Annotated in this window: 19 protein-coding genes; 3 read left to right on the forward strand and 16 right to left on the reverse strand. The window is 70.7% G+C overall.

Annotation, left to right across the window (positions count from 1 at the left end; translation table 11 throughout):
* The 3 genes from ACIRS4_RS35615 to ACIRS4_RS35625 form a co-directional block, all read right to left on the reverse strand.
* A partial coding sequence (locus ACIRS4_RS35615) for an aromatic ring-hydroxylating dioxygenase subunit alpha (RefSeq protein ID WP_404203993.1) occupies window positions 1-321 on the reverse strand: 321 nt, incomplete at its 3' end.
* Window positions 322-362: 41 nt separating this feature from the next.
* On the reverse strand, window positions 363-995 hold the full coding sequence (locus tag ACIRS4_RS35620; protein WP_404203995.1) for an MBL fold metallo-hydrolase: 633 nt from the start codon (window positions 993-995) through the stop codon (window positions 363-365).
* Window positions 992-2,077 (reverse strand): S-(hydroxymethyl)mycothiol dehydrogenase, encoded by a 1,086-nt coding sequence (locus ACIRS4_RS35625; RefSeq protein WP_404203997.1) that lies wholly within the window; start codon window positions 2,075-2,077, stop codon window positions 992-994. The genes ACIRS4_RS35620 and ACIRS4_RS35625 overlap by 4 nt, the downstream gene beginning before the upstream one ends.
* A gap of 402 nt (window positions 2,078-2,479) precedes the next feature.
* On the opposite strand from ACIRS4_RS35625, the gene ACIRS4_RS35630 reads away from it, so the two are divergent.
* Window positions 2,480-3,277: an IclR family transcriptional regulator gene (locus ACIRS4_RS35630; RefSeq protein WP_404203999.1), complete on the forward strand. Its 798-nt coding sequence runs from the start codon at window positions 2,480-2,482 to the stop codon at window positions 3,275-3,277.
* Here ACIRS4_RS35630 and folP read toward each other — a convergent pair.
* From folP to ACIRS4_RS35680, 10 genes are all read right to left on the reverse strand, one after another.
* Window positions 3,249-4,115, reverse strand: coding sequence for a dihydropteroate synthase (gene folP, locus ACIRS4_RS35635; protein ID WP_404204028.1), 867 nt, complete (start codon window positions 4,113-4,115; stop codon window positions 3,249-3,251). The two genes, ACIRS4_RS35630 and folP, sit on opposite strands and share 29 nt — an antisense overlap.
* 137 nt (window positions 4,116-4,252) lie before the next feature.
* Window positions 4,253-4,855, reverse strand: a complete 603-nt coding sequence (locus tag ACIRS4_RS35640; RefSeq protein WP_404204001.1) for a sarcosine oxidase subunit gamma — start codon at window positions 4,853-4,855, stop codon at window positions 4,253-4,255.
* Window positions 4,848-8,060: a sarcosine oxidase subunit delta family protein gene (locus tag ACIRS4_RS35645; RefSeq protein ID WP_404204003.1), complete on the reverse strand. Its 3,213-nt coding sequence runs from the start codon at window positions 8,058-8,060 to the stop codon at window positions 4,848-4,850. Before ACIRS4_RS35645 ends, ACIRS4_RS35640 begins: the two co-directional genes overlap by 8 nt.
* 11 nt (window positions 8,061-8,071) lie before the next feature.
* On the reverse strand, window positions 8,072-9,304 hold the full coding sequence (locus tag ACIRS4_RS35650; protein WP_404204005.1) for a sarcosine oxidase subunit beta family protein: 1,233 nt from the start codon (window positions 9,302-9,304) through the stop codon (window positions 8,072-8,074).
* A 58-nt stretch (window positions 9,305-9,362) separates the two neighbouring features.
* Complete coding sequence (locus tag ACIRS4_RS35655) at window positions 9,363-10,223, reverse strand: bifunctional methylenetetrahydrofolate dehydrogenase/methenyltetrahydrofolate cyclohydrolase (protein ID WP_404204007.1); 861 nt, start codon at window positions 10,221-10,223, stop codon at window positions 9,363-9,365.
* Window positions 10,224-10,260: 37 nt separating this feature from the next.
* Window positions 10,261-12,699: an FAD-dependent oxidoreductase gene (locus ACIRS4_RS35660; protein WP_404204009.1), complete on the reverse strand. Its 2,439-nt coding sequence runs from the start codon at window positions 12,697-12,699 to the stop codon at window positions 10,261-10,263.
* Between the two features lie 235 nt (window positions 12,700-12,934).
* On the reverse strand, window positions 12,935-13,912 hold the full coding sequence (locus ACIRS4_RS35665) for an ABC transporter substrate-binding protein (RefSeq protein ID WP_404204011.1): 978 nt from the start codon (window positions 13,910-13,912) through the stop codon (window positions 12,935-12,937).
* A gap of 14 nt (window positions 13,913-13,926) precedes the next feature.
* Entirely contained in the window at window positions 13,927-15,945 is a 2,019-nt protein-coding gene (locus ACIRS4_RS35670; RefSeq protein ID WP_404204013.1) for an ABC transporter permease, read from the reverse strand.
* Entirely contained in the window at window positions 15,945-17,030 is a 1,086-nt protein-coding gene (locus tag ACIRS4_RS35675) for a glycine betaine/L-proline ABC transporter ATP-binding protein (protein ID WP_404204015.1), read from the reverse strand. Before ACIRS4_RS35675 ends, ACIRS4_RS35670 begins: the two co-directional genes overlap by 1 nt.
* Window positions 17,031-17,050: 20 nt before the next feature.
* A complete protein-coding gene (locus ACIRS4_RS35680; RefSeq protein WP_404204017.1) occupies window positions 17,051-18,520 on the reverse strand; it encodes an aldehyde dehydrogenase family protein in 1,470 nt (489 codons plus the stop codon).
* A 223-nt stretch (window positions 18,521-18,743) separates the two neighbouring features.
* Here ACIRS4_RS35680 and purU point away from each other — a divergent pair, with 223 nt between their 5' ends.
* On the forward strand, window positions 18,744-19,619 hold the full coding sequence (gene purU / locus ACIRS4_RS35685) for a formyltetrahydrofolate deformylase (protein ID WP_404204020.1): 876 nt from the start codon (window positions 18,744-18,746) through the stop codon (window positions 19,617-19,619).
* A 77-nt stretch (window positions 19,620-19,696) separates the two neighbouring features.
* Here the strand turns inward: purU and ACIRS4_RS35690 are convergent, their stop codons facing one another.
* Window positions 19,697-20,533, reverse strand: coding sequence for a 5,10-methylenetetrahydrofolate reductase (locus tag ACIRS4_RS35690; protein ID WP_404204022.1), 837 nt, complete (start codon window positions 20,531-20,533; stop codon window positions 19,697-19,699).
* 3 nt (window positions 20,534-20,536) lie between these two features.
* Window positions 20,537-22,207 carry a choline dehydrogenase gene (betA, locus tag ACIRS4_RS35695; protein WP_404204024.1) on the reverse strand — a complete coding sequence of 557 codons (1,671 nt, stop codon included), beginning with the start codon at window positions 22,205-22,207 and terminating at the stop codon, window positions 20,537-20,539.
* Window positions 22,208-22,408: 201 nt separating this feature from the next.
* Between betA and ACIRS4_RS35700 the strand changes: the two genes are divergently transcribed.
* Complete coding sequence (locus ACIRS4_RS35700; protein WP_404204030.1) at window positions 22,409-23,155, forward strand: IclR family transcriptional regulator; 747 nt, start codon at window positions 22,409-22,411, stop codon at window positions 23,153-23,155.
* Between the two features lies 1 nt (window position 23,156).
* On the opposite strand, the gene ACIRS4_RS35705 is transcribed toward ACIRS4_RS35700, so the two are convergent.
* A partial coding sequence (locus tag ACIRS4_RS35705; RefSeq protein WP_404204026.1) for an SRPBCC family protein occupies window positions 23,157-23,435 on the reverse strand: 279 nt, incomplete at its 5' end.

Below are 23,435 nucleotides of genomic sequence, written 5' to 3' on the forward strand. Positions count from 1 at the left end.
GTACGTCCAGGCGTGGTAGGGGCATTGGAAGGCCCGCTTGACCTCGCCGGACTCCTCGGTGCACAGCTTGGCCCCGCGGTGCCGGCAGACGTTGAGGAACGCCTTGACCGACCCGTCCCGGGAGCGGGAGACGAGGACGCTCTCGCGTCCGACCTGGTAGGTGCGGAAGGCGCCGGGCTTGGCCAGTTCGGAGGCGCGGGTCACGCAGAACCACATGGCCTCGAAGACCCGCTCCTGCTCCTGGGCGAAGACTCCGGGGTCCGTGTAGTACTCGCCGGACAGCGTGGGGATCAGGCTGGGCGGCAGATTCGTGAGGGTCATCGAGTCACCTTCGGAAAATTCGGAAGCGGTGGCGGGGCTGTTCAGTGGCCGCGGGCGATCCACTCGTCGAGGTGGGGCGCCTCGGCCCCGATCGTGGTGGTGTCGCCGTGACCGGTGTGGACGGTGGTGTCGGCGGGGAGCGTCAGCAGCCGGTCCCGGACGGAGGCGATGATGGTGCCGAAGTCCGAGAAGGAGCGGCCGGTGGCTCCGGGGCCGCCCTGGAAGAGGGTGTCGCCGGAGAACAGGGCGTTCAGCCCGGGTGCGTGGAGGCAGACCGCGCCGGGCGAGTGGCCGGGGGTGTGGAGCACCGTCAGCTCGACACCGGCGACGGTCAGGGTCTCGCCCTCGGCCAAAGCCCGGAAGTCGGGCGCGTCCTCGCCGTGCGCCATCTTCCACAGGACGGTGTCGGCGGGGTGGAGCAGGAGGGGCGCGCCATGGCGGGCGGCCAGGGCCGGGGCGGCGTTGACGTGGTCGTTGTGGGCGTGGGTGCACACGACGGCGACCAGGCGGCGGCCGCCGACGGCGGCCGTGATGGTGTCCGCGTCGTGCGCGGCGTCGACGACCAGGACCTCCTCGTCGTCGCCGACCAGCCAGACGTTGTTGTCGACCTCCCAGGTGCCGCCGTCCAGTTCGAAGGTGCCGGAGGTGACGAGGCGCTCGATACGGGCGGTCACAGGACCACCACCGAACGCAGGACGTCGCCGTGGTGCATCTTGGCGAACGCGGCCTCGACGTCGTCGAGGCTGATGGTCTCGGTGACGAACTCGCCGAGGGCGAAGCGGCCCTGGAGGTAGAGGTCGATCAGGGCGGGGAAGTCGCGGGAGGGCAGGCAGTCGCCGTACCAGGAGGACTTCAGCGCGCCGCCGCGTCCGAAGACGTCCAGCAGGGGCAGTTCGAGCTTCAGCTCGGGCGTGGGGACCCCCACGAGGACGGCGGTGCCGGCCAGGTCGCGGGCGTAGAAGGCCTGCCTGAAGGTCTCGGGGCGGCCCACCGCGTCCACGACGACGTCCGCGCCGAAGCCGCCGGTGAGTTCGCGGATCGCCTCGACGGCGTCGGTCCTGGAGGAGTCGACGGTGTCGGTGGCGCCGAAGCGCTCGGCCCACTTCAGCTTCCGCTCGTCGACGTCGACGGCGATGATGCGGCCGGCGCCGGCGACCTTGCCGCCCGCGATCGCGGCCATGCCCACCCCGCCGCAGCCGATCACCACGAGGGAGTCCCCGCGTCCCACATCGCCGGTGTTGACCGCCGCGCCGAAACCGGCCATCACACCGCAGCCGAGGAGGCCCGCGGCCGCGGGCGCGGCCATCGGGTCCACCTTGGTGCACTGCCCGGCGGCGACCAGGGTCTTCTCGGCGAAGGCGCCGATACCGAGGGCCGGGGAGAGCGGGGTGCCGTCGGCCAGGGTCATCGGCTGGGTCGCGTTGTGCGTGGCGAAGCAGTACCAGGGCCTGCCCCTGCGACAGGCGCGACAGGTGCCGCAGACGGCGCGCCAGTTGAGGATGACGAAGTCGCCGGGAGCGACGTCGGTGACGCCCTCGCCGACGGACTCCACCACGCCCGCGGCCTCATGGCCGAGCAGGAAGGGGAACGCGTCGTTGATCCCGCCCTCCCGGTAGTGCAGGTCGGTGTGGCAGACGCCGCAGGCCTGCACCCGCACCAGTGCCTCTCCGGGGCCGGGGTCCGGCACCAGGACGGTCTCCACCGAGACCGGGGCGCCCTGTTTGCGGGCGACGACGGCGCGTACCTCGTGTGTCACGGTCGATCTCCTCGTCGAGGGACGGCCGAATCCGTGCTTCGGCCGGATGTGCTGGATGGCGGGCGGGCGCCGATCGCTCCCCGGAGCTGTCGGCGAGGAAGGGGAAGGAGGGGAGGAAGGGACTTCGTCGGCGTCCGGTCGGGGACCCGTGGCCGAGCCGCCATTCCTCGCGTTCCATATAGCGCAACTATGTTCGCTATGAGCAACGACGCCCAAACTGTCTCCTTGGGGACACCCACTGTCAAGAGGTCGGTCGCACCGACTTGCCCGGACCCCCTCGACGCCGTCCCCTTCCCCGGACGGGAGGGGCCGTGCGACCATGCGGGCGATCGGTTCCGGCCACGTCCAACCCGAAGCGCGGCCCTCTCGGGATCTTCGGGCGCGGCTGCGTATAGTTGCACCATGAGCAACTATGCGGCAGAGGGCGCAACAACGGGTCCCGCGGTGAACGGTGTGCAGTCCGTCGACCGCGCCGTCAGCGTGCTGGAGATCCTCGCTCAGCGCGGGGAGGCCGGTGTCAGCGAGGTCGCCGCCGAGATCGACGTCCACAAGTCCACCGCGTTCCGGCTCCTCGGGGCGCTGGAGGCACGCGGACTGGTCGAGCAGACGGCCGAGCGGGGCAAGTACCGGCTCGGATTCGGCATCGTGCGGCTCGCCAGCGCCGTCACGGGCAGGCTCGACATCACCCAGCAGGGCCGGCAGGTCTGCGAACGGCTCAGCGAGGAGATCGGCGAGACCGTCAACATCGCGGTGCTACAGGAGCACTACGCGGTCAACCTCCACCAGGTACGCGGACCCGGCGCGGTCGGCACCCACAACTGGGTCGGCCAGCTCACCCCCGTGCACGCCACGTCCAGCGGCAAGATCCTGCTGGCCCACCTGACGGAGCGGCGCCGCGCCGACGTGCTGGAGGCGTCCGGACTGCGCAAGCTGACGCCCCACACCCTGACCGCCCGCACGAAGCTGGAGAAGGACCTCGCCGAGGCACGGACCCGCGGCTACGCGGTGACGATGGAGGAACTGGAGATCGGGCTCCACGCGATGGCGGCCCCGATCCGCTCCCGCGAGGGCGAGGTCATCGCCGCACTCAGCGCCTCTGGCCCGGCCTACCGCTTCACCGAGGAGCGCATGCGCGCACTCGTGCCCGCGCTGACGCAGGGTGCCGAGGAGATCAGCCGCAGGATGGGCTATCTGGGCTGACGCCCGCCGGGAACGCTCGGCCCAGCGGCGCCCGCGCCGCCGCCTCGGCGCCCCAACGGGCCGTCACGCGCACCGCGTCCAGCGTCGAGGCGACGTCGTGCACCCGCAGACACCAGACGCCCTGCGCGGCGGCGAGCACGGACACCGCGGTGGTCGCCGCGTCACGCTCCCGCGCCGGGCGGGGCTCCCCCGTCGTCCGGTCGGCCAGCAGCCGCCCCAGGAACGCCTTGCGCGACGCGCCCAGCAGGACGGGACGGCCCAGCGCACGGACCTCGCCGAGACGGGCCAGCAGCTCCCAGTTGTGCTCGGGCGTCTTGGCGAAGCCCAGCCCGGGATCCACGATCAGCGAGCAGGGCGGGACGCCCGCCTCCAGGGCGGCGTCGATCCGCAGCCGCACCTCGCCGAGCACCTCGTCGACCACGTCGCCGTAGACGGCGTTCGCCTGCATCCCGGCGGAGTGGCCACGCCAGTGCATCAGCACGTACGGCACCCCGGCGCGCGCCATCAGGGGCAGCATCCCCGGGTCGGCGAGGCCCCCCGAGACATCGTTGACGAGCCGTGCGCCCGCCTCCAGGGCGCGGGCGGCGACCTCGGCCCGCATGGTGTCGACACTGACGACCGCGCCCGCCGCCGAGAGGTCCCGGACGACGGGCAGCACCCGCCGCAGCTCCTCCTCGACCGGCGGGCGCGCCGCGCCGGGGCGGGTCGACTCGCCGCCCACGTCCACGATGTCCGCGCCCTGCTCCAGCAGGGCGCGGCCATGGGCCACGGCCGCGTCGGCCGCGTACGACAGCCCGCCGTCGGAGAACGAGTCCGGCGTGACGTTGACGACGCCCATCACCAGCGTCCGGCCGGGCCTCGGCAGCCCTCGCGGGTGCGCGTCCGGCGTGCCCGGGTGCGAGGACGGGGCGGGGGCGTGGATCGTGACGGTCACCGGTGTCCGACTTTCGACGTGCTGACAGGGGCCCGCATACCTCAGACGTACTCCGTCGCCGCGTCGAGCAGCCAGTCAGCCAGGTATCCGGCGAACGACGAACGGACCAGGACCCAGAAGCCCGCGCTGGGCTCCTCGCGCGCGACCAGGCCGACCTGGGTGCGGCCCAGGGTGGTCTGGGCGCTGCGGCCCGCGCCGAAGACCCTCGGGTGCAGGTCCAGCGAGCAGCCGTGGGCCAGCAGGTCACGGGCGCCCGCGCCGGCCACGAGCACCGTGGTGCGCTGCGCGGAGACGTCGGTGACCGAGACCGGCTCCTCCCCCGCGGCCTGACGGATCCGGCTCTCCAGCTCGCGCGCGCCGCCCGGCGGCCCCACGAGCAGCCACTCGTCGGGGCCGAGCCACAGCACGGTCAGCTCCCCCGCGCGGACGACGGTGTCGGGCTCCAGGGGCAGGGGCAGGCCCAGCGCGAGGCCGACGGCGTCGGCCGCCGCCCCCTTGGGGTCGAGACGCACGTCGAGCTGGGTGAGGAAGGGGAGTTCGGCCAGCCGGATCGTGCCCCGGGAGGCGCGGGTGGCGGCGGCCAGCCGGTCGGCGGCCCCCGACAGGGGGCTGCGGAGCCGGGAGGTCAGGGCGGTGTCAGCCATCGCGGCGGGCTCCCTCGGGGTCGTAGAGGACGGGGCTCGCGACGGTCACGGGGACCAGTCGGTCGCCCACGGGGGCGTACAGCCGCTCGCCGATGCGGTCCCGGCCGCCCTTGACCAGGGCGAGCGCGAAGGTCCGGCCGAGGGCGGCACTGCGGTAGCTGGAGGTGACATGGCCGAGCATCGGGACGGGCGGGGCCGGCAGCACGCTGTCGGCGACGAGATGGGTGCCCTCGGGGAGGAAGTCTCCCGGGTCCACGGGGAGGAGGCCGACCAGGTGCTTGCGGTCCGGCCGGACGGTGTCGGGGCGGGTGTAGGACCGCTTGCCGACGAAGTCCGACTTCTTCTTGGAGACCACCCAGCTCATCCCGAGGTCCTGCGGGGTGACCGTGCCGTCGGTGTCCTGGCCGATGATCGGGTAGCCCTTCTCGGCGCGCAGGACGTGCATGGTCTCGGTGCCGTACGGGGTGATGCCGTACGGGGCGCCGGCCTCGTACAGCGCCTCCCAGAGCGTCAGGGCCTCCCACGGCGACACGTTGATCTCGTAGGCGAGTTCGCCGGAGAAGCTGATCCGGCAGACCCGGGCCTCGATGCCCGCGACGGTGGTCTCGCGCCAGGCCATGAACGGGAAGTCCTCGTTGGCGACGGCGAGTCCGGGTGCGAGGGAGCCGATCACCTCGCGGGACTTCGGGCCGACCAGGGCGACCGTGGCCCACTGTTCGGTCACGGAGGTGCAGTGGACCTTGAGTTCGGGCCACTCCGTCTGGAGCCACTCCTCCATCCAGTCGAGCACGGTGGCCGCGTTGCCGGTCGTCGTGGTGACCAGGTAGCGGTCCCGCTCGACCCGGATGACCGTGCCGTCGTCGAAGACCATGCCGTCGGGGCGGCACATGACCCCGTAGCGGATCATGCCGACCTTCAGGGTGCTCATCATGTTGGTGTAGAGCAGGTCGAGGAAGACACCGGCGTCCGGGCCCTGGACGTCGATCTTGCCGAGGGTGGAGGCGTCCATGAAGCCCACGCCCTCACGGGTCGCCGCGCACTCGCGCAGCACGGCGCTCTCCATGTCCTCGCCGTCCCTCGGGTAGTACCAGGGGCGCTTCCACTGGCCGACGTTCTCGAAGAGCGCGCCGTGCCCTACGTGCCACTCGTGGAGCGCGGTCGTACGGACCGGGTCGCTCAGCACACCCCGGTCACGGCCCGCGAGGGCGGCGAAGGAGACCGGTGTGTACGGCGGGCGGAAGGTGGTGGTACCGAGGGACGAGACGTCCACGCCGAGGAGTTCGGCGACGACACCACTGGCCAGCACACCGGAGGTCTTGCCCTGGTCGTTGGCGGTGCCGGCCGTGGTGTACCGCTTGGTGTGCTCCACCGAGCGCAGTCCGGCGCCGGTCGCGCGGCCCAGGTCGGCCACTGTGACGTCGCGCTGGAGGTCGACGAACTTGGGGGCGTCCGACTCGCCCGGGAGGACGTACACCTGCATGGCCGGGGTCGGCCGCGGCTGCGCCGGCACGGCGGGCAGACGGGGTGCCTCGGACGTGTACCCCTCGGCCTCGATCGCGCGGGCACCGGCGGCGGCGCCCTGGGCGAGGACACCGGCGGTGTCGAGGAGACCGCTCGCGCTGCCCACGACCTCGACGGGCTGGCGGCCGCTGTCCGGCACGAAGGAGCCCAGTGTCTCGTCGTGGCGCAGCTTGCCGCCGGACTGGCTGAACAGGTGCGCGGCCGGGTTCCAGCCGCCGGAGACCAGCAGCAGGTCGGCGGCGAACTCCCGTCGCCCTGCGGACTCGCCGTACGGGGCGACGGTCACGGCGGTGAGGCGGGACTCGCCCGACGTGCCGGTGACGGCGTGCCCGGCCAGGACCTCGATGCCGGCGGCCGCGGCGCGTTCGGCCCACTCCCCCGGTTCGGGGCGGGTGTCGACGATCGCGGTGACGGCCAGGCCCGCCGAGGCGAGGTCCAAGGCCACCGCGTAGGCGCTGTCGTTGGTGGTGAGGACCACCGCGTGGCGGCCCGGCAGGGCGCCGTGGCGGTTGACGTGGGTGCGGGCCGAGGAAGCCAGCATCACGCCGGGGCGGTCGTTGTCCGCGAAGGCCAGGGAGCGTTCGTGGGCGCCGGTGGCGAGGACGACGCGGCGGGCGCGGATGCGCCAGACGCGTTCCCGGGAGACGTCAGCGGGCGCCGCGCCGCCGAGGTGGTTGGTGCGGCGCTCCACGGCGAGGAGGTGGTTGTCGTCGTAGTAGCCGAAGACGGTGGTGCGGCGCAGGACGCGGACCTCGGGGGCGGCGTCGAGCAGGCCGGCGGTCTCGCCGACCCAGTCGAGGTGCTCGGCCGTGCCGAGGAGGCTGCCGCCGAGTTCCGGCTGGTCGTCGGCGAGGATGACACGGGCGCCGCTGTTCGCGGCCGCGGCGGCGGCCGCGAGACCGGCCGGGCCCGCGCCTACGACCAGCAGGTCGCAGTGCGCGTGGACGGCGTCGTAGCGGGCCGGGTCGGGTTCGGTGGCGAGGCGGCCCTGGCCGGGGAGGCTGGTGGCGACCAGGCCGTCGTACAGCTCGACGGTGGTCGCGGGGAGCATCGGCTCGGGGAAGGGTTCCTCGATCTGGATGACCGCGTTGGGTTCCTCGACGCCGGCGGAGAAGATGCCCCGGGGGCGGCCGAGCTTGATGCTGGTGCCCGCGTGGATCACGCCGTTGGCGAGGAGGGCGGAGGCGAGGGTGTCGCCCCGGTGGCCCTGGTACTCGGTGCCGTCGAAGGTGAAGGTCAGGAGGGTGTCACGGTCGACGCGGCCTCGGGTGGGGTGGCGGAAGGGCTGAGTGGTCCCGGCCCCCGTCCCGTCCTGAAGGGGCCGCGCCCCTTCGGCCGCGCTTCCGGCGCCCCCTGCGGCCTGGACGGCCTCGGGCGCCGGACGCGCTGGTGTCGCGGGCCTCGGTTCGGGTGTCGGCGGGCGTTCCTCGCCCGAGCGGTACACCGACAGGATCTCGTTCGTGGAGGTGTCGCGCACCGCGTTGAACCAGCGGCGGCAGCCCGCCGCGTGGCTCCAGCGCTCGGCGAACGGCCCCTTGGTGTTGTCGCGGAAGAAGAGGTAGCGGGCCCACTCCTCGTCGGTGAGGGCCGAGGGGTTCTCGGGGTAGGCCACGTGGGCCTGGCCGCCGTAGTGGAACTCGGCCTCGTCGCGGGGCCCGCACCACGGGCAGGTGATGAGCAGCATGGTTGGGCTCCCTAGTGGGCCACCGCGGCCGCGCCGTGCTCGTCGACGAGCGCGCCGGTGGTGAAACGGTCGAGCGAGAAGGGGGCGTTGAGGGCGTGCGGGGTGTCGTGGGCGATGGTGTGGGCGTAGACCCAGCCGACGCCCGGGGTGGCCTTGAACCCGCCCGTTCCCCAGCCGCAGTTGAGATAGAGGTTGTCGACGGGGCTGAGCCCGACGATCGGCGAGGCGTCGGGGCTGACGTCGACGATGCCGCCCCAGGTGCGCAGCACGTGGGCGCGGGCGAAGACCGGGAACAGTTCCAGGGCCGCGGCCATCTGCTCCTCGATGATGTGGAAGGCACCGCGCTGCGTGTACGAGTTGTACGCGTCGATGCCCGCGCCCATCACCAGTTCGCCCTTGTGCGCCTGGCTGACGTACACATGGACGGCGTTGGACATCACGACCGTGGGGTGCACCGGCTCCAGCAGTTCGGAGACCAGGGCCTGCAACGGATGGGACTGGACGGGGAGCTGGACGCCCGCCATGGCGGCGAGGACCGAGGTGTGGCCCGCCGAGCAGAGCGCGACCTTGCCGGCCGCGATGCGGCCCCGTGTCGTGCGGACGCCGACGACCCGGTTGTCGACCACGTCGAGGCCGGTGACCTCGCAGTTCTGGATGATGTCGATGCCGGCGGCGTCGGCGGAGCGGGCCAGGCCCCACGCCACGTGGTCGTGCTTGGCGATGCCCGCGCGCGGCTGGTAGGTCGCGCCGAGGACCGGGTAGCGCACGTCCTGCGAGATGTTGACGATCGGGCAGACGTCCTTGACGCCGTCGGCGTCGAGCCATTCCGCGTCCACGCCGTTGAGGCGGTTGGCCTCCACCCGGCGCACGCTGTCGCGGACGTCCTGGAGGCTGTGCGCGAGATTCAGCACACCGCGCTGGGAGAAGAGGATCGGGTAATCGAGCTCCTCCTCCAGGCCCTCCCAGAGCTTGAGGGCGTGCTCGTAGATGCCGGCGCTCTCGTCCCACAGGTAGTTGGAGCGAATGATCGTGGTGTTGCGGGCCATGTTGCCGCCGCCGAGCCAGCCCTTCTCCAGCACCGCGACATTGGTGATGCCGTGGTTCTTCGCCAGATAGTGGGCCGTGGCCAGACCGTGGCCGCCGCCGCCGACGATCACTACGTCGTACGACTTCTTCGGCTCGGGGTCACGCCACAGCCAGTCGGGGTGCTCGGGGAGGTCTGCGCCGGGGGTACGGGGGCTCATCGGACGTCTCCGTCGTGCGAGGGGTACGGGTGCTGCGGGTACGCAGGGACGTGCGCGTTCATACGGCCGTGGCGTTCCTCTCGGCGGCCTCGACGACGTTGGCCAGCAACATCGCGCGGGTCATGGGGCCCACTCCGCCGGGCATCGGCGCGATCCAGCCGGCGACCTGGGCGGAGTCCGGGTGGATGTCGCCGACCAGGCCCTGGTCGGTGCGGGTGATGCCGACGTCCAGGACGGCCGCACCGGTGCGCAGCATGTCCTTGGTGATCAGTCCGGGTGAACCGGCGGCCGCGATGACGATGTCGGCCTCGCGGGTGTGCCAGGCCAGGCCCTTGGTGCCGGTGTGGCACAGGGTGACGGTGGCGTTCTCGGAGCGGCGGGTGAGCAGCAGGCCGATGGGACGGCCGACCGTGATGCCCCGGCCGACCACGCAGGCCCGGGCGCCGGCGAGCGGCACGTCGTGGCGGCGCAGGAGTTCGACGATGCCGCGCGGGGTGCAGGGCAGCGGAGCCTCGACGCCGAGGGCGAGCCGGCCGAGGTTGACGGGGTGCAGTCCGTCGGCGTCCTTGGCCGGGTCCATGCGTTCCAGTACGGCGTTGGCGTCGAGGTGGCGGGGCAGCGGGAGCTGGACGATGTAGCCGGTGCAGGCCGGGTCGGCGTTCAGCTCGTCGATGACGTCCTCGACCTGCTGCTGGGTGGCGTCGGCGGGCAGGACGCGGCGGATGGAGGCGATGCCGACCTGGGCGCAGTCGCGGTGCTTCCCGGCTACATAGGCGTGGCTGCCGGGGTCCTCGCCGACCAGGACGGTGCCGAGGCCCGGCGGGCGGCCGCCGGTGGCGGTCAACTTGGCCACGCGCTCCGTGAGTTCGCGGCGGATGTCGGCGGCGGTCGCCTTGCCGTCGAGCAACTGTGCGTTCACCGGCGGTGTTCCTTCCCTCTTCGGTCGTGGCCGGGTGTCAGCCACGCAGGCGGGACATGGTGGGGTCGAACAAGGGCTCCTCGGTGACGACGGCCTCGACGCGCTGGTCGAAGTAGCCGATGTGCAGCACGGTCCCGGGAGCCGTGAGTTCCGTCGGGAGCCAGGCGTAGGCGATGCCCTTGCCGATGGTGTAGCCGTAGGAGGCGCTGGTGACGTAGCCGACCGTCCGGACCCCGTCGAGGACGGGTTCCTTGCCGAGGACGACCGACCGGGGGTCGTCGATGACGAGGCAGGACAGCTTGCGCCGGACGTTCTCCTTGCGGCGCAGCAGCGCTGCCTTGCCGACGAAGTCGTCCTTGTCGAGCTTGACGGCGAAGCCGACGCCGGCCTCGTAGGGGTCGTGCTCGTAGGTCATGTCGGTGCCGAAGGAGCGGTAGCCCTTCTCCAGGCGGAGGCTGTTGAAGGCGCCGCGGCCGGCGATGACGCCGCCGAGAGGCCTCGCCGCCTCCCACAGGATGTCCCAGAGCTTCTGGCCCTGGTCGGCGGTGGTGTAGATCTCCCAGCCGAGTTCGCCGACGTAGCTCAGGCGCATCGCGGTGACGGGCACCGAGCCGATGTACGCCTGCTTGGCGCGGAAGTACTTCAGGCCGTCGTTGCTGAAGTCGGCGTCGGTGAGGGGCTGGAAGACCTTGCGGGCCAGCGGGCCCCACAGGCCTATGCAGCAGGTGCCGGGGGTGATGTCGCGGACCTGGACCGTGCCGTCGGCCGGGAGGTGGCGGGTGATCCAGTCCAGGTCGAGGTTGCCGTTGGCGCCGATCTGGAAGGTGTCGTGGGCGAGCCGGGCGACGGTGACGTCACTGCGGATGCCGCCGTCGTGGTCGAGGAAGAGGGTGTAGGTCACCGAGCCGACGGACTTGGCGACCTTGCCGGTGCACAGGCGCTCCAGGAGGTCGGCGGCGCCGGGGCCGCTCACCTCCAGGCGCTTGAGGGCCGTCATGTCGTACATCGCGACGGTCTCGCGGGTGGCCTGGGCCTCGGCGCCGACGATCGGGGACCAGAAGCGCGCGGCCCAGTCGCCCGGAATGGGGATGGAGCGGCCCTCGACGAGTCCGGCGTTGGCCTCGTACCACTGCGGGCGCTCCCAGCCGTTCGCCTCCAGGAAGAAGGCGCCGTGCTCCTGCTGGCGGGCGTGGAAGGGGCTGGTGCGGATCGGGCGCGGGTCCCCGGACGGCTGGAGGGGGTGGAGGATGTCGTAGACCTCGACGAAGTTCTGGCAGTCGCGGGCCAGGACGTACTCCGGGGCGAGCTGGTGCGGCTCGAAGCGGTTGACGTCGCACTCGTGCAGGTCGAAGGAGGAGCAGTAGCCGTCGACGAGCCATTCGGCCATGGCCCGGCCGACGCCGGCGGAGTGGGTGACCCAGACCGCCTCGGCGACCCAGAATCCCTTGACGTCCCTGGACTCGCCGAGCAGCGGGAAGTTGTCGGTGGTGAAGGAGAACAGGCCGTTGATGCCCTCCTCGATCTTCGCCTCCTTGGTGGAGGGAAGCAGTGCCTGGGTCTCGGTCCAGGCGTCCGCGAAGTCGTCCTCGGTGAACTTCAGGACCGACGGCATGCTGTCGGCCTCGTCCACGGAGAGGATCTCGTCGGCGGTGATGGGCATCGGGCGGTGGCCGTAGTAGCCGATGCCGATGCCTTCGAAGCGGTCGCGGTAGTAGAGGTCGGCGTCCTGGTGGCGCAGGATCGGGCGGATCGCCTCCTCGGTCTGGCCGGCGAGGGCCGGTACCGGGCCGGTCCAGGCGAGCTGGTGCGCCAGCGGGGTCAGCGGGAGGTTCATGCCGACCATGCGGGCGATCTTCGGGCCCCAGATGCCGGCGCAGCACACGACGATGTCGGCCGGGATCTCGCCCTGGTCCGTCAGGACGCCGGTGACCTCGCCGTCGGCCTTCAGGACGTCGAGGACCTCGTGGCGGGCCAGGAAGGTCACGCCGCGCTCGGTGGCCCGGCGGATCTGCGCCTCGACGGCGAGGACGGCCTTGGCGAGGCCGTCGGTGGGGACCAGGAGGCCGCCGAGGACCTTGTCGGGGTTGACCAGCGGGTGCTGTTCGAGGCATTCGTCCGCGGTGAGCAGCCGGGCCTCGATGCCCCAGGCGGTGATCCAGCCGTGCCGGCGGCGCAGTTCGGTCAGGCGCTCGGGGGTGGTGGCCACTTCGAGGCCGCCGACCTGGAGGAAGCAGGGCTTGCCGTCCACGTCGAGGGAGCAGAACTTCTCGACGGTGTACCGAGCCAGCTCGGTCATCGTCTTGGAGGAGTTCGTCTGGAAGACCAGGCCCGGGGCGTGTGACGTGGAGCCCCCGGTGGCGGGGAGCGGGCCCTGGTCGACCACGGTCACCTCGGTCCAGCCTCGTGCGGAGATCTCGTCCGCGAGAGCCGCTCCCACGACTCCCGCTCCGATGATGACCACTCGGGGTCCCGCCATCGCCGCACCTCCGGTCTGTTGATCAGTCGAGCCGATAGAGTTGCTGTTTACGCAACGCGGTTCAGGTTGCGCAACTCAATGTGCCTTCCGCGCAGGTGGGTGTCAAGAGTCCCGGGACCTCGGAAAACAGGGGGAGAACGGGGCCCGGACACGGCGATGCCCGGTGGGCGGCACGCATTCCGCGCGCCGCCCACCGGGCGTGGTCCGACCGGATTCCCGCGTCCGGTCCGCACTCCTACTTGAGCCAGGCGTCCACCTTGACGCGGTTGGCGTCGACCCACTTCTTCGCCGCGGCCTCGGGGGTCATCTTGTCCACGGCGATGTACTTGGCCACGATGTTCTGGTCGTCGTTGGTCCAGCTGAAGTTCTTCACCAGGTCATAGGCGGGGGTGCCCGACTCGGCGAACTTCTTGGCGACGATCTTGTCCAGCTTGTAGACCGGGTAGTCGCAGGCGATCTTCTCGGCGTCGGCGTCGCAGCCCTGCTTGTAGTCGGGCAGCTTGACCTTCACCAGCGGGACCTCGGACATGAACCACTGGGGCTCGTAGAAGTAGCCGATCACCCATTCCTTGTTCTTCTCCGCCTTGCGGAAGGTCTGGATGAGGGCCGTCTCGCTGCCCGCGTACACCACCTTGTAGTCCAGCTTCAGGTTCTTGACCAGCGCTTCGTCGTTGGTGACGAACGACGGGTCGCCGTCGAGGAGCTGGCCCTTGCCGCCGGACTCGGAGGTCTTGAAATTCGCCGCGTACTTGTTCAGGTTCTTCCAGTCGGTGATGTCCGGGTGCGCCTTGGCGAGCCACGGCGGCACGTACCAGCCGATCAGGCCCTCGTTGCCGGTCGCCCCCGCGTCCACGGCGGTCTTCTGGTCGGTGATGTACTTCTTCTTCAGGTCGTCGTGGCCCCAGTTCTCCACGACCGCGTCGACCTCACCGGTCCCGAAGCCCTGCCAGGCGATCTCCTCCTTCAGGTCCTTCTTGGTGACCTTGCAGCCGAGGTCGTTCTGCGCAACGTAGGCGATGACCGCCGCGTTGGCCTCGTAGCCGACCCACGGGTTGACCGCGAGGTTGAAGGTGCCGCACTTGGCGGAGCTGCCCGAGCCGCCCGCCTCCGAGGACTCGTCACCGACCTTCGCACCGCCGCAGGCGGTGAGGGTGAGGCCGAGAACCGCGATGCCGGCCGCGCCGACTCTCCATCGTCTTGCCTGCCTTGCCATGGTGACTTGCTCCTTCATGCGCTGGTTCGCCGCGCCGCGGCCTGAGTGATGCGGTCGAACATGACTCCGAGAAGGACGATGGCGAGCCCTGCGGCGAGCCCCTTCCCGAACAGTTGGCCCTGCGAGAAACCGGCCACGACGTCGTAGCCGAGGGCGCCGGCACCTACCAGGCCGCCCACCACAACCATCGACAGCACGTAGATCAGACCCTGGTTCGTGGCGAGAGTCAGGGCACCGCGCGCCATCGGCAGCTGGACCTTGGTGATGATCTGCCAGGTGTTGCACCCGGCCGAGGTGGCCGCCTCCACGGTCGTCGCGGGCACGTTCCGCACCCCGTCCGCGATGATCTTCATGGCGACGGGCGCCGCGTAGACGATCGCGGCGACGATCGCCGTGAAACGGGTCGCGCCGAACAGCGCGAGGAACGGCACCAGATAGACGAACGGCGGCATGACCTGTGCCGCGTCCAGGCTCGGCCGCAGCATGCGGTCCACCAGCAGGCTGCGGCCCATCCAGACGCCGAAGCCGATGCCGAGCAGCATCACGAGGATGGTGGCCACCACGGTCGAGGCCAGCGTCGTCATGCTGTCCGACCACATCCCGGTGGCCACCAGCAGCCCCACGCACACCGCCGTGGTGACGCCGGCCCGGCGGCCGCCGAGGACGACGCCGAGCGCGACGAGGACGGCGCCGACGAGCCACCACGGGGAGTCCGTGAGCAGCGACTGGAACGGGTTGAGCAGCCCGTTGGTGATGAGGTCGCGGACGGCGTTGGTGACACCGGACAGGTTGTCCTGGACCCAGGTCGTCGTGGTGTCCGCCGCGCTCGCGACGGAGCTGCCGAGACCGCCCTCGCCGGGGAACTCGGCCGCCCACACGTAGGTGTGCGACACGAAGACCAGGACGGCCGTGAGGACCGCGCCCGCGACGAGCAGCGGCCGCCGCCAGGCGAGGAACCGGTTCTTGGAGCGCCGGGCCTCCTCCTCCCGCGCGCTCGCCGCGGTCGTGACCCGGTCGAGGACGATCGCCATGACGACGATGGACAGACCCGCGTTGAAGGCGGTGCCCACGTCGAGCGACTGGAGTGCCTGGACGACGGTCTTGCCGAGGCCGGGAGCGTCGATGAGAGCCGCGATGGTCACCATGGCCAGGGCGGCCATGATGGTCTGGTTGACGCCCATCACCACGGTCCGCTTGGACATCGGCAGCAGGACCTTCAGCAGGGCCTGCCGGCGGGTCGCCCCGAGCGAGTCGGCGGCCTCCACCGTCGTCTCCGGCACGGTCCGGATGGCGTGCGCGGTGATGCGGATCGCCGGCGGCGCCGCGTAGACCACCGTGGCGATGGTGGCGGAGGCTCCGCCGATGAGGAAGAACAGGGTCAGCGGTGCGAGATAGACGAAGGTAGGCATCGTCTGCATGAAGTCCAGCAGGGGCGTCACGATCCGGTTGACCCGGTCGGACAGTCCCGCCCACACACCCAGCGGGATCGCGAACAGCAGCGCCACCAGGACCGCGGAGAGGGTGAGCGCCAGGGTGTCCATGCTCTCCTGCCACAGACCCTGCAGGCCGAGGAAGGTGAAGCCGGCCACCGCCAGCAGCGCGACCCGCCAGTTGCCGAAGGCCCAGGAGACGTATCCCGCGATGCCGACGACGCCGAGCCAGCCGATCTGCGGAAGGGGCCGGCCGACGGAGGGCTGGGAGATCAGCTCCTGCACGAAGGTCACCAGGGTGTCGATGACCAGGCGGATCTCGTTGAAGAAGTACAGGAACAGGGGGTTGGAGTTGCGGTTCGCGCCGACCGAGTCGTTGACGTCGTTGAACCACCGGTGCAGATCCGTCAGGTCCGCCGCGCCGAGCGCGAGGGTCTGCCGGCCGCGCAGGACGGCGAACAGCACCAGCCAGACGACCAGGATCGCGCCGATCACCGCGGAGCGGCTGATTCGGCGGGGTTCCGCGGCCGGGCCGGGCTCCTCGGCGGGCCGGGTCTTCTCCGGTCTCCCCGGCGGCTCGGTCTTCTCCACGACGACGGTCATCAGGCGCCGCCTTCCTGTCCGGCGACCACGGCGAGGATCTCCTCGTCGCCGACGATGCCGAGCAGCTTGCCGTTCTCGACGACCTTGACGGGCTTGTCGGCGGCGAGCACCGCGCGGGTGGCCTCCTTGACCACGACGTCCGGGCCCAGTTCGGGTCCGTCCAGGGCGTCGCCGTCCTCCAGCGGCCGCATGATCCACCGCAGGGTGAGGACATCGCCGCGCGGCACGTCCTTGACGAACTCGCGCACGTAGTCGTCGGCCGGGGCCCCGACCAGCTCGTCGCCGGTGCCGCACTGGACCATCTTGCCGTCGCGCATGATCAGGATGCGGTCGCCCAGCTTGAGGGCCTCGGAGAGGTCGTGGGTGATGAAGACCATCGTCTTGCCGACCTCGTGGTGCAGCCGGATGACCTCGTTCTGCATGTCACGGCGGATCAGCGGGTCGAGCGCGGAGAACGGCTCGTCGAAGAAGAGCACGTCCGGGTCGCCGGCCAGCGCGCGGGCCAGTCCCACGCGCTGCTGCATACCGCCGGAGAGCTGGTCGGGGTAGGACTTCTCGTAGCCGGCGAGGCCGACCAGTTCGACGACCTCCAGGGCCCGCCTGGTGCGTTCGGCCCTGCCCATGCCGCGGATCTCCAGCCCGAAGGCCACGTTGTCCACGACCCGGCGGTGCGGCAGCAGTCCGAAGTGCTGGAAGACCATGGAGAACTTGCAGCGGCGCAGATCGCGCAGGTGTCTGTCGTCGGCCTGGCGGATGTCCTCTCCCTCGAAGACGACCTCGCCCGCGGTGGGTTCGATCAGCCGGGTCAGACATCGCACCAGCGTGGACTTGCCGGAGCCGGACAGGCCCATGACGACGAAGACCTCGCCGGGCGAGACGTCGAAGTTCACGTCGCGTACGGCGGCGGTGCAGCCGGTGCGGTCCATCAGCTCCCGGCGGGTGAGCCCGCACAGCTCCTCCGACTCCGGCACCCGGTCGGCCTTCGGCCCGAACACCTTCCACAGCCTGCGCACGGAGATGACCGGGGTGGGACCCGAGTCCTGGGGCGTGCCGCGCCGCTGCGGCACCTCGGTCTGGGTGGTCATGTTCGACCTTCTTTCGGCGTTCAGCCGCGGAACCAGCGCTGCGGCCGGGGTTGGATGTTCTGCCAGATGTGCTTGGGCTCTCGGTACTCGTTCAGGCCGGTCGGTCCCAGCTCCCGGCCCACACCCGAATGCCCGAAACCGCCCCATTCCGCTTGCGGCACATAGGGGTGGTAGTCGTTGATCCACACGGTGCCGTGCCGCAGCCGCCGGGCGACCCGCTGGGCCTTGCCGGCGTCCTCGGTCCACACGGCACCGGCCAACCCGTACTCGGTGTCGTTGGCGATGCGTACGGCGTCGTCCTCGTCGGTGAAGCGCTCCACGGTGAGCACGGGCCCGAAGGACTCCTCGTGCACCACGCGCATGTCCTGCCGGCACTCGTCGAGCACGGTGGGCAGGTAGTAGTGGCCGTTTGCCAGCGCGGGGTCGTCGGGGCGGGCGCCGCCGCAGCGCAGGACGGCGCCCTCGGCGAGGCCGGAGGCGACGTACGCCTCGACCTTGTCCCGGTGCTGCGCGGAGATCAGGGCGCCGGTCTCGGCCTCGGTGTCGTAGGGGCCGCCGAGCCGGATGAGCCGGGCGCGGCGGACGACCTCGTCGACGAAGCGGTCGTGCAGGGAGTCCTCGACGATCAGCCGGGCCCCGGCCGAGCAGACCTGGCCCGAGTGCAGGAAGACCGCGGTGAGGGCGAAGTCCACGGCCGTCTCGAAGTCGGCGTCGGCGAAGACGACGTTGGGGTTCTTGCCGCCCAGTTCCAGCGCGACCTTCTTCACGGTCGCGGCGGCGGTGGCCATGATGTGTCTGCCGGTGTCCAGGCCGCCGGTGAAGGAGACCAGGTCGACGCGGGGATCCTCGGAGAGGGGGGCGCCCACCTCGGGGCCGGCGCCCAGCACCAGGTTGGCCGCGCCGGCCGGAAGCCCGGCCTCCTCCAGTGCCCGCATCAGCAGGATCGAGGTGGACGGGGTCAGCTCGCTGGGCTTGAGGACGATCGTGTTGCCGGCCAGCAGCGCCGGGGCGACCTTCCAACTTGCCTGCAGGAGCGGGTAGTTCCAGGGGGTGATCAGTGCGCACACCCCGACCGGCTCGTAGACGACCCGGCTGACCGCGTCGCCGCGGCCGGTGTCGATCACCCGACCGGCGTCGGTGCCCGCGAGACCGCCGTAGTAGCGGAAGCAGGAGACGACGTCGGCGATGTCGTACTCGCTCTCCACCACCCGCTTGCCGGTGTCGAGCGACTCGGCGCGGGCGAAGATCTTGGTGTCGCGCTCGATGATGTCGGCGGTGCGCAGCAGCAGCGCGCCGCGCTCCCGCTCGGGGGTGCCCGGCCAGGGGCCGGAGTCGAAGGCCTCCCGGGCCGCGGCGATCGCCGCCTCGGTGTCGGGGCGCGTTCCTTCCGAGACGGTCGCCGTGAGCGTACCGTCAGCGGGACATCGGATCTCCCGGTGACCACCGGCCACCGGGGCCCGCCATTCGCCATTCACATACAGGTCTGCCACGCGCCGAGCCTTCCGACTGACATTCGTTGCGCATCGTGCACCCGATTGCTTGTGATGGAACACCCTGTCGGCTGGTCAGACGGACGTCAAGATGTTGGCGGATGACGATTTGGCCATGCGGCCACTTCCCCGCCCACCCTTGACCACAGGCGGCGCCGAGCAGACCATGTTGCGTATCGCTCACCTTGTTGTGCAATACGCACCAACGGAGGCCACCGTGTCCATGAGGTTCCCCCGACCGCAACCTGGCCGTGAGTTCGTCCTGACCCTTTCCTGCCCCGACAGTGCCGGGCTGGTCCATGCCGTGAGCGGCTATCTCGTCAGGAACTCCGGAAACATCCTGGAAAGCCAACAGTTCGACGACCGACTCCAGGGCCGGTTCTTCATGCGGGTCCATTTCGACGTCTCGGACCCGAACGTCGACTTGGAGGGCCTGCGGTGCCGCTTCGGCCCCGTCGCCCAGGCGTACGGCATCTCGTGGTCCCTCAGCGACGCCTCCACGCCCACCCGGACCCTGATCATGGTGTCCAAGTTCGGGCACTGCCTGAACGACCTCCTGTTCCGCCAGCGTGCGGGCGCGCTCAACATCGAGATCCCGGCGATCGTCTCCAACCACCGGGAGTTCGAGAAGCTCGCGGAGACGTACGACATCCCGTTCCACCACGTGCCGGTGACCCGGGACACCAAGCCGGAGGCCGAGGCCCGGCTGCTCGAACTCGTCCGTGACCTGGACGTCGACCTGGTGGTCCTTGCCCGCTACATGCAGATCCTCTCCGACGACCTGTGCAAGCAACTGGAGGGCCGTGCCATCAACATCCACCACTCCTTCCTGCCCAGCTTCAAGGGCGCACGCCCCTACGACCAGGCCTACGACCGCGGGGTGAAGCTCGTCGGCGCGACGGCGCACTACGTGACGTCGGACCTGGACGAGGGACAGATCATCGAGCAGGACGTGGTCCGGGTGGACCACTCGCTGGACCCCGGCGCGCTGGTCACGGTCGGCCGGGACGTGGAGGCCCAGGTGCTCGCGCACGCGGTGAAGTGGCACAGCGAGAGCCGGGTGATGGTCGAGGGCAACCGCACGGTCGTCTTCCGCTGAGCGGTACGACGCCGTATACGACGACGAACGCCGGACAGGCCGAGGCCCGTCCGGCGTTCGTCGTACGAGGCGAGCGCTCAGCCCTGAAGCCGGTCCAGCAGGGACCGCCGCCAGCTCTCCGTCTCCGCGATCTGGTTGAAGGTGAACAGGTGCAGCCCCGCCACCCCGGACGCGGGGTCGGTGAGGGCCTTCTCCGTGCGCGTGAGCAGCTTCTCGGGCGAGTAGCCGCCGGGCGCGGCGAAGCGGACGAACCAGGACGCGTGCCTGGTCAGGAAGCGGGTCGACTCCCCCACCCCGATCTTCGTCGCCATGGCCAGCAGCTTGGCCCGCTGCACGGGCCCGGCGACGCCCACATGGACCGGCAGGGTCACGTCCCGGCGCCTGACGCGCGCGAGCCACTCCCCCAGCACCCGCGGGTCGAAGCAGAGGTTGCTCACGACGTACGTGGCGTGCTCGCGCTTGTCCCACATCGCCTGCACGGTGACGTCGTCGTGGATGAGCGGATGGCTCTCGGGATAGCCGGTGACCCCGACCCGGGCGAAGGGTCCGCCCAGCTCGCTCAGCCGGCGCAGCACCGGCAGGGCCCCGTCGTAGGGCCCGGCCGGCGGGTCGGCGTCACCCGCCGGGACGAACACGTCGTCCACACCGGCCTCGCGCAGCCGGTCCACGACCTCCTTCAGGTGCCGGTCGTCCCGAAGGAGGCGGGCGGGGACGTGCGGGACGACACGGTAGCCGTGCGCGGCGAGCCGGCCGGTGAGGTCGAGGGTCGGTTCCAGGCCCTTGACCGGCGACGCCGTCACGGTGACGACGACGTCGCGCGGGACATGGGCGAGGACCTTCTCCTCGGTGGCTCTCGCCGGCAGCACCTCGTAGCGGACCGTCCCCAGCAGCGCGCGCAGCCCTGCGGCGGCCAAGGTCTACTCCGCCCGCGTCTGGACGTCGTGGTGGCGGTAGTACGCGGCCTTCGACGGGGCCAGCGGCTCCTTGCCGAGGATCAGGTCGGCGGCCTTCTCGGCGATCATCATCACCGGCGCGTAGATGTTGCCGTTGGTGACGTAGGGCATGACGGAGGCGTCCACGACCCGCAGTCCGTCCACGCCGTGCACACGCATGCTGGTGGGGTCCACGACGGACATCTCGTCGGTGCCCATCTTGCAGGTGCAGGAGGGGTGCAGGGCGGTCTCGCCGTCCTTGGCGACCCAGGCGAGGATCTCCTCGTCCGTCTCCACGGACGGTCCGGGGGAGATCTCCCCGCCGTTGTAGGGCGCGAGCGCGGGCTGGTTGAGGAGCTTGCGGGCCACCCGGATCGCCTCGACCCACTCACGGCGGTCCTGCTCGGTGGAGAGGTAGTTGAAGCGCAGGGCGGGGTGCTCCCTGGGGTCCCGGCTCTTGATCTTCACCGAGCCGATGGCGTCGGAGTACATGGGACCGACGTGCACCTGGTAGCCGTGGCCGCCCGCCGGTACGGAGCCGTCGTAGCGGACCGCGATCGGCAGGAAGTGGAACATCAGGTTCGGGTAGTCGACGTCCTCGTTGCTGCGGGCGAAGCCGCCGGCCTCGAAGTGGTTGGTGGCGGCGGGGCCCTTGCGGAACAGCCACTGCAGTCCGATGAAGGGCGCGCGCCACTTCGCCAGGTACGGCTGCATGGAGACGGGCTGCTCGCAGGCGTACTGGATGTAGACCTCCAGATGGTCCTGCATGTTCTCGCCGACGCCCGGCAGGTCGTGGACGACGTCGATGCCCAGCGCCCTCAGTTCCTCGGCGTTGCCCACGCCGGAAAGCTGGAGCAGCTGCGGCGAGTTGATGGCGCCGCCGCAGAGGATGACCTCCTTGGCGCGGACCTGCTTCGGGGCGCCCTTGCCCCGCCGGTACTCGACGCCGACGGCCTTCTTGCCCTCGAAGAGGACACGGGTGACGAGGGCGCGGGTGGTGACGGTGAGGTTGGGGCGTCTGCGGACGGGCTTCAGATACGCCTTCGACGCCGAGAGCCGGCGACCGCGGTGGACGTTGCGGTCGAACTTGGCGAAGCCTTCCTGCCGGTAGCCGTTGACGTCGTCGGTGGGGGCGTAACCCGCTTCCTCGGTAGCCTTGAGGAAGGCGCCGAAGAGCGGGTTCGTCGCCGGGCCGCGCTCCAGGACGAGGGGGCCGTCGTGGCCGCGGAACTCGTCGTCCGGGTCGGCCGCGAGACAGTTCTCCATGCGGCGGAAGTACGGCAGACAGTGCGCGTAGTCCCAGGTCTCCATGCCCGCGTCGGCCGCCCAGCGCTCGTAGTCCATGGGGTTGCCGCGCTGGAAGATCATGCCGTTGATGCTGCTGGAGCCGCCCAGGACCTTGCCGCGCGCGTGGTAGACGCGTCGGCCGTTCATGTGGGGCTCGGGCTCGGACTCGTACTTCCAGTCGTAGAAGCGGCTGCCGATCGGGTAGGTCAGGGCCGCGGGCATATGGATGAAGACGTCCCACGGGAAGTCCGACCGGCCCGCTTCCAGGACCAGAACTCGGTTCGCCGGGTCGGCGGACAGCCTGTTTGCCAGTGCACTGCCCGCGGAACCACCACCGACGATCACGAAGTCGTACTGCACAGGAGCCATGGTGCCTCGTCTCACTCGCGCCGTAGATATGCGTGGCATGCTAGACCTAGTCGCGCTATACGCACCAGGTTGCGAACGACGCAACTTGAGCAACTTCGTTTCAGGGCTGTTACTTGCAACTGTGTTGTTTACTGCGCGTATAGTTTCACTGTGAGCAACTACAGCCTTGACACAGAAACGTCGAATTCACCAGCCGGCGGCGTGCAGTCGGTGGACCGCGCCATCAGCGTCCTGGAGATCCTCGCGCAGCGCGGCGAAGCCGGTGTCAGCGAGGTGGCGGCCGAGATCGAGGTGCACAAGTCCACCGCCTTCCGCCTCCTGGGAGCCCTGGAGGCGCGCGGTCTGGTCGAGCAGGCCGGCGAGCGCGGCAAGTACCGGCTCGGCTTCGGCATCGTGCGTCTGGCCGGCGCGGTCACGGGCCGTATCGACATCACCCAGCAGGGCCGTCCCGTGTGCGAGCGTCTGGCCGAGGAGATCGGCGAGACCGTCAACATCGCCGTGATGCAGGAGCAGTACGCGATCAACCTGTTCCAGGTGCGCGGTCCCGGAGCGGTCACCGCGCACAACTGGGTGGGCCAGCTGACCCCCCTGCACGCCACGTCGAGCGGCAAGATCCTGCTGGCCCACCTGCCGGCCAAGGAGCGCACCGCACTGCTGACGTCCGCGGGCATGAAGAAGGTCACCCCGCACACCATCACCGCGAAGACGAAACTGGAGAAGAACCTCGCCGCCGCCCGGGAGCGGGGCTACGCCTTCACCCTGGAGGAGCTGGAGATCGGTCTGCACGCCATGGCCGCGCCGGTGCGCAACCGGGACGGCGAGGTCATCGCCGCCCTCAGCGCCTCCGGACCCTCCTACCGGTTCACCGAGGAGCGGCTGCACGAGCTGTCCGCGGTGCTGGTCAAGGGCGCCGCCGAGATCAGTCACCGCATGGGTTTCCTGGGCTGACTCACCCCTGAGTGATACCGAGGCTCTCGTTCACCCAGTCGTGGAACGCGCCGATGTGGTGCTCGCTGGGCACCAGCACCCCGCCTTTGGCGTAGAGGCGTGAGCTCATGCCGGGCTGGGTCCGCTCGCAGGCGTCGAAGTCCTGGCGGTTGACCCGGTCGAAGAGTTCCACGGACCGGCTGACGTCCTTGCCGCTGTCCACGACGTGGGGCAGGTACAGCCAGTCGCACTCCACGATCGTGCGGTCCGCCGCCATCGGGTACATGCGGTGGAAGATCAC

Origin of the sequence: Streptomyces sp. NPDC101166 (genome assembly GCF_044768125.1) — a bacterium.
Lineage (GTDB): Bacteria > Actinomycetota > Actinomycetes > Streptomycetales > Streptomycetaceae > Streptomyces.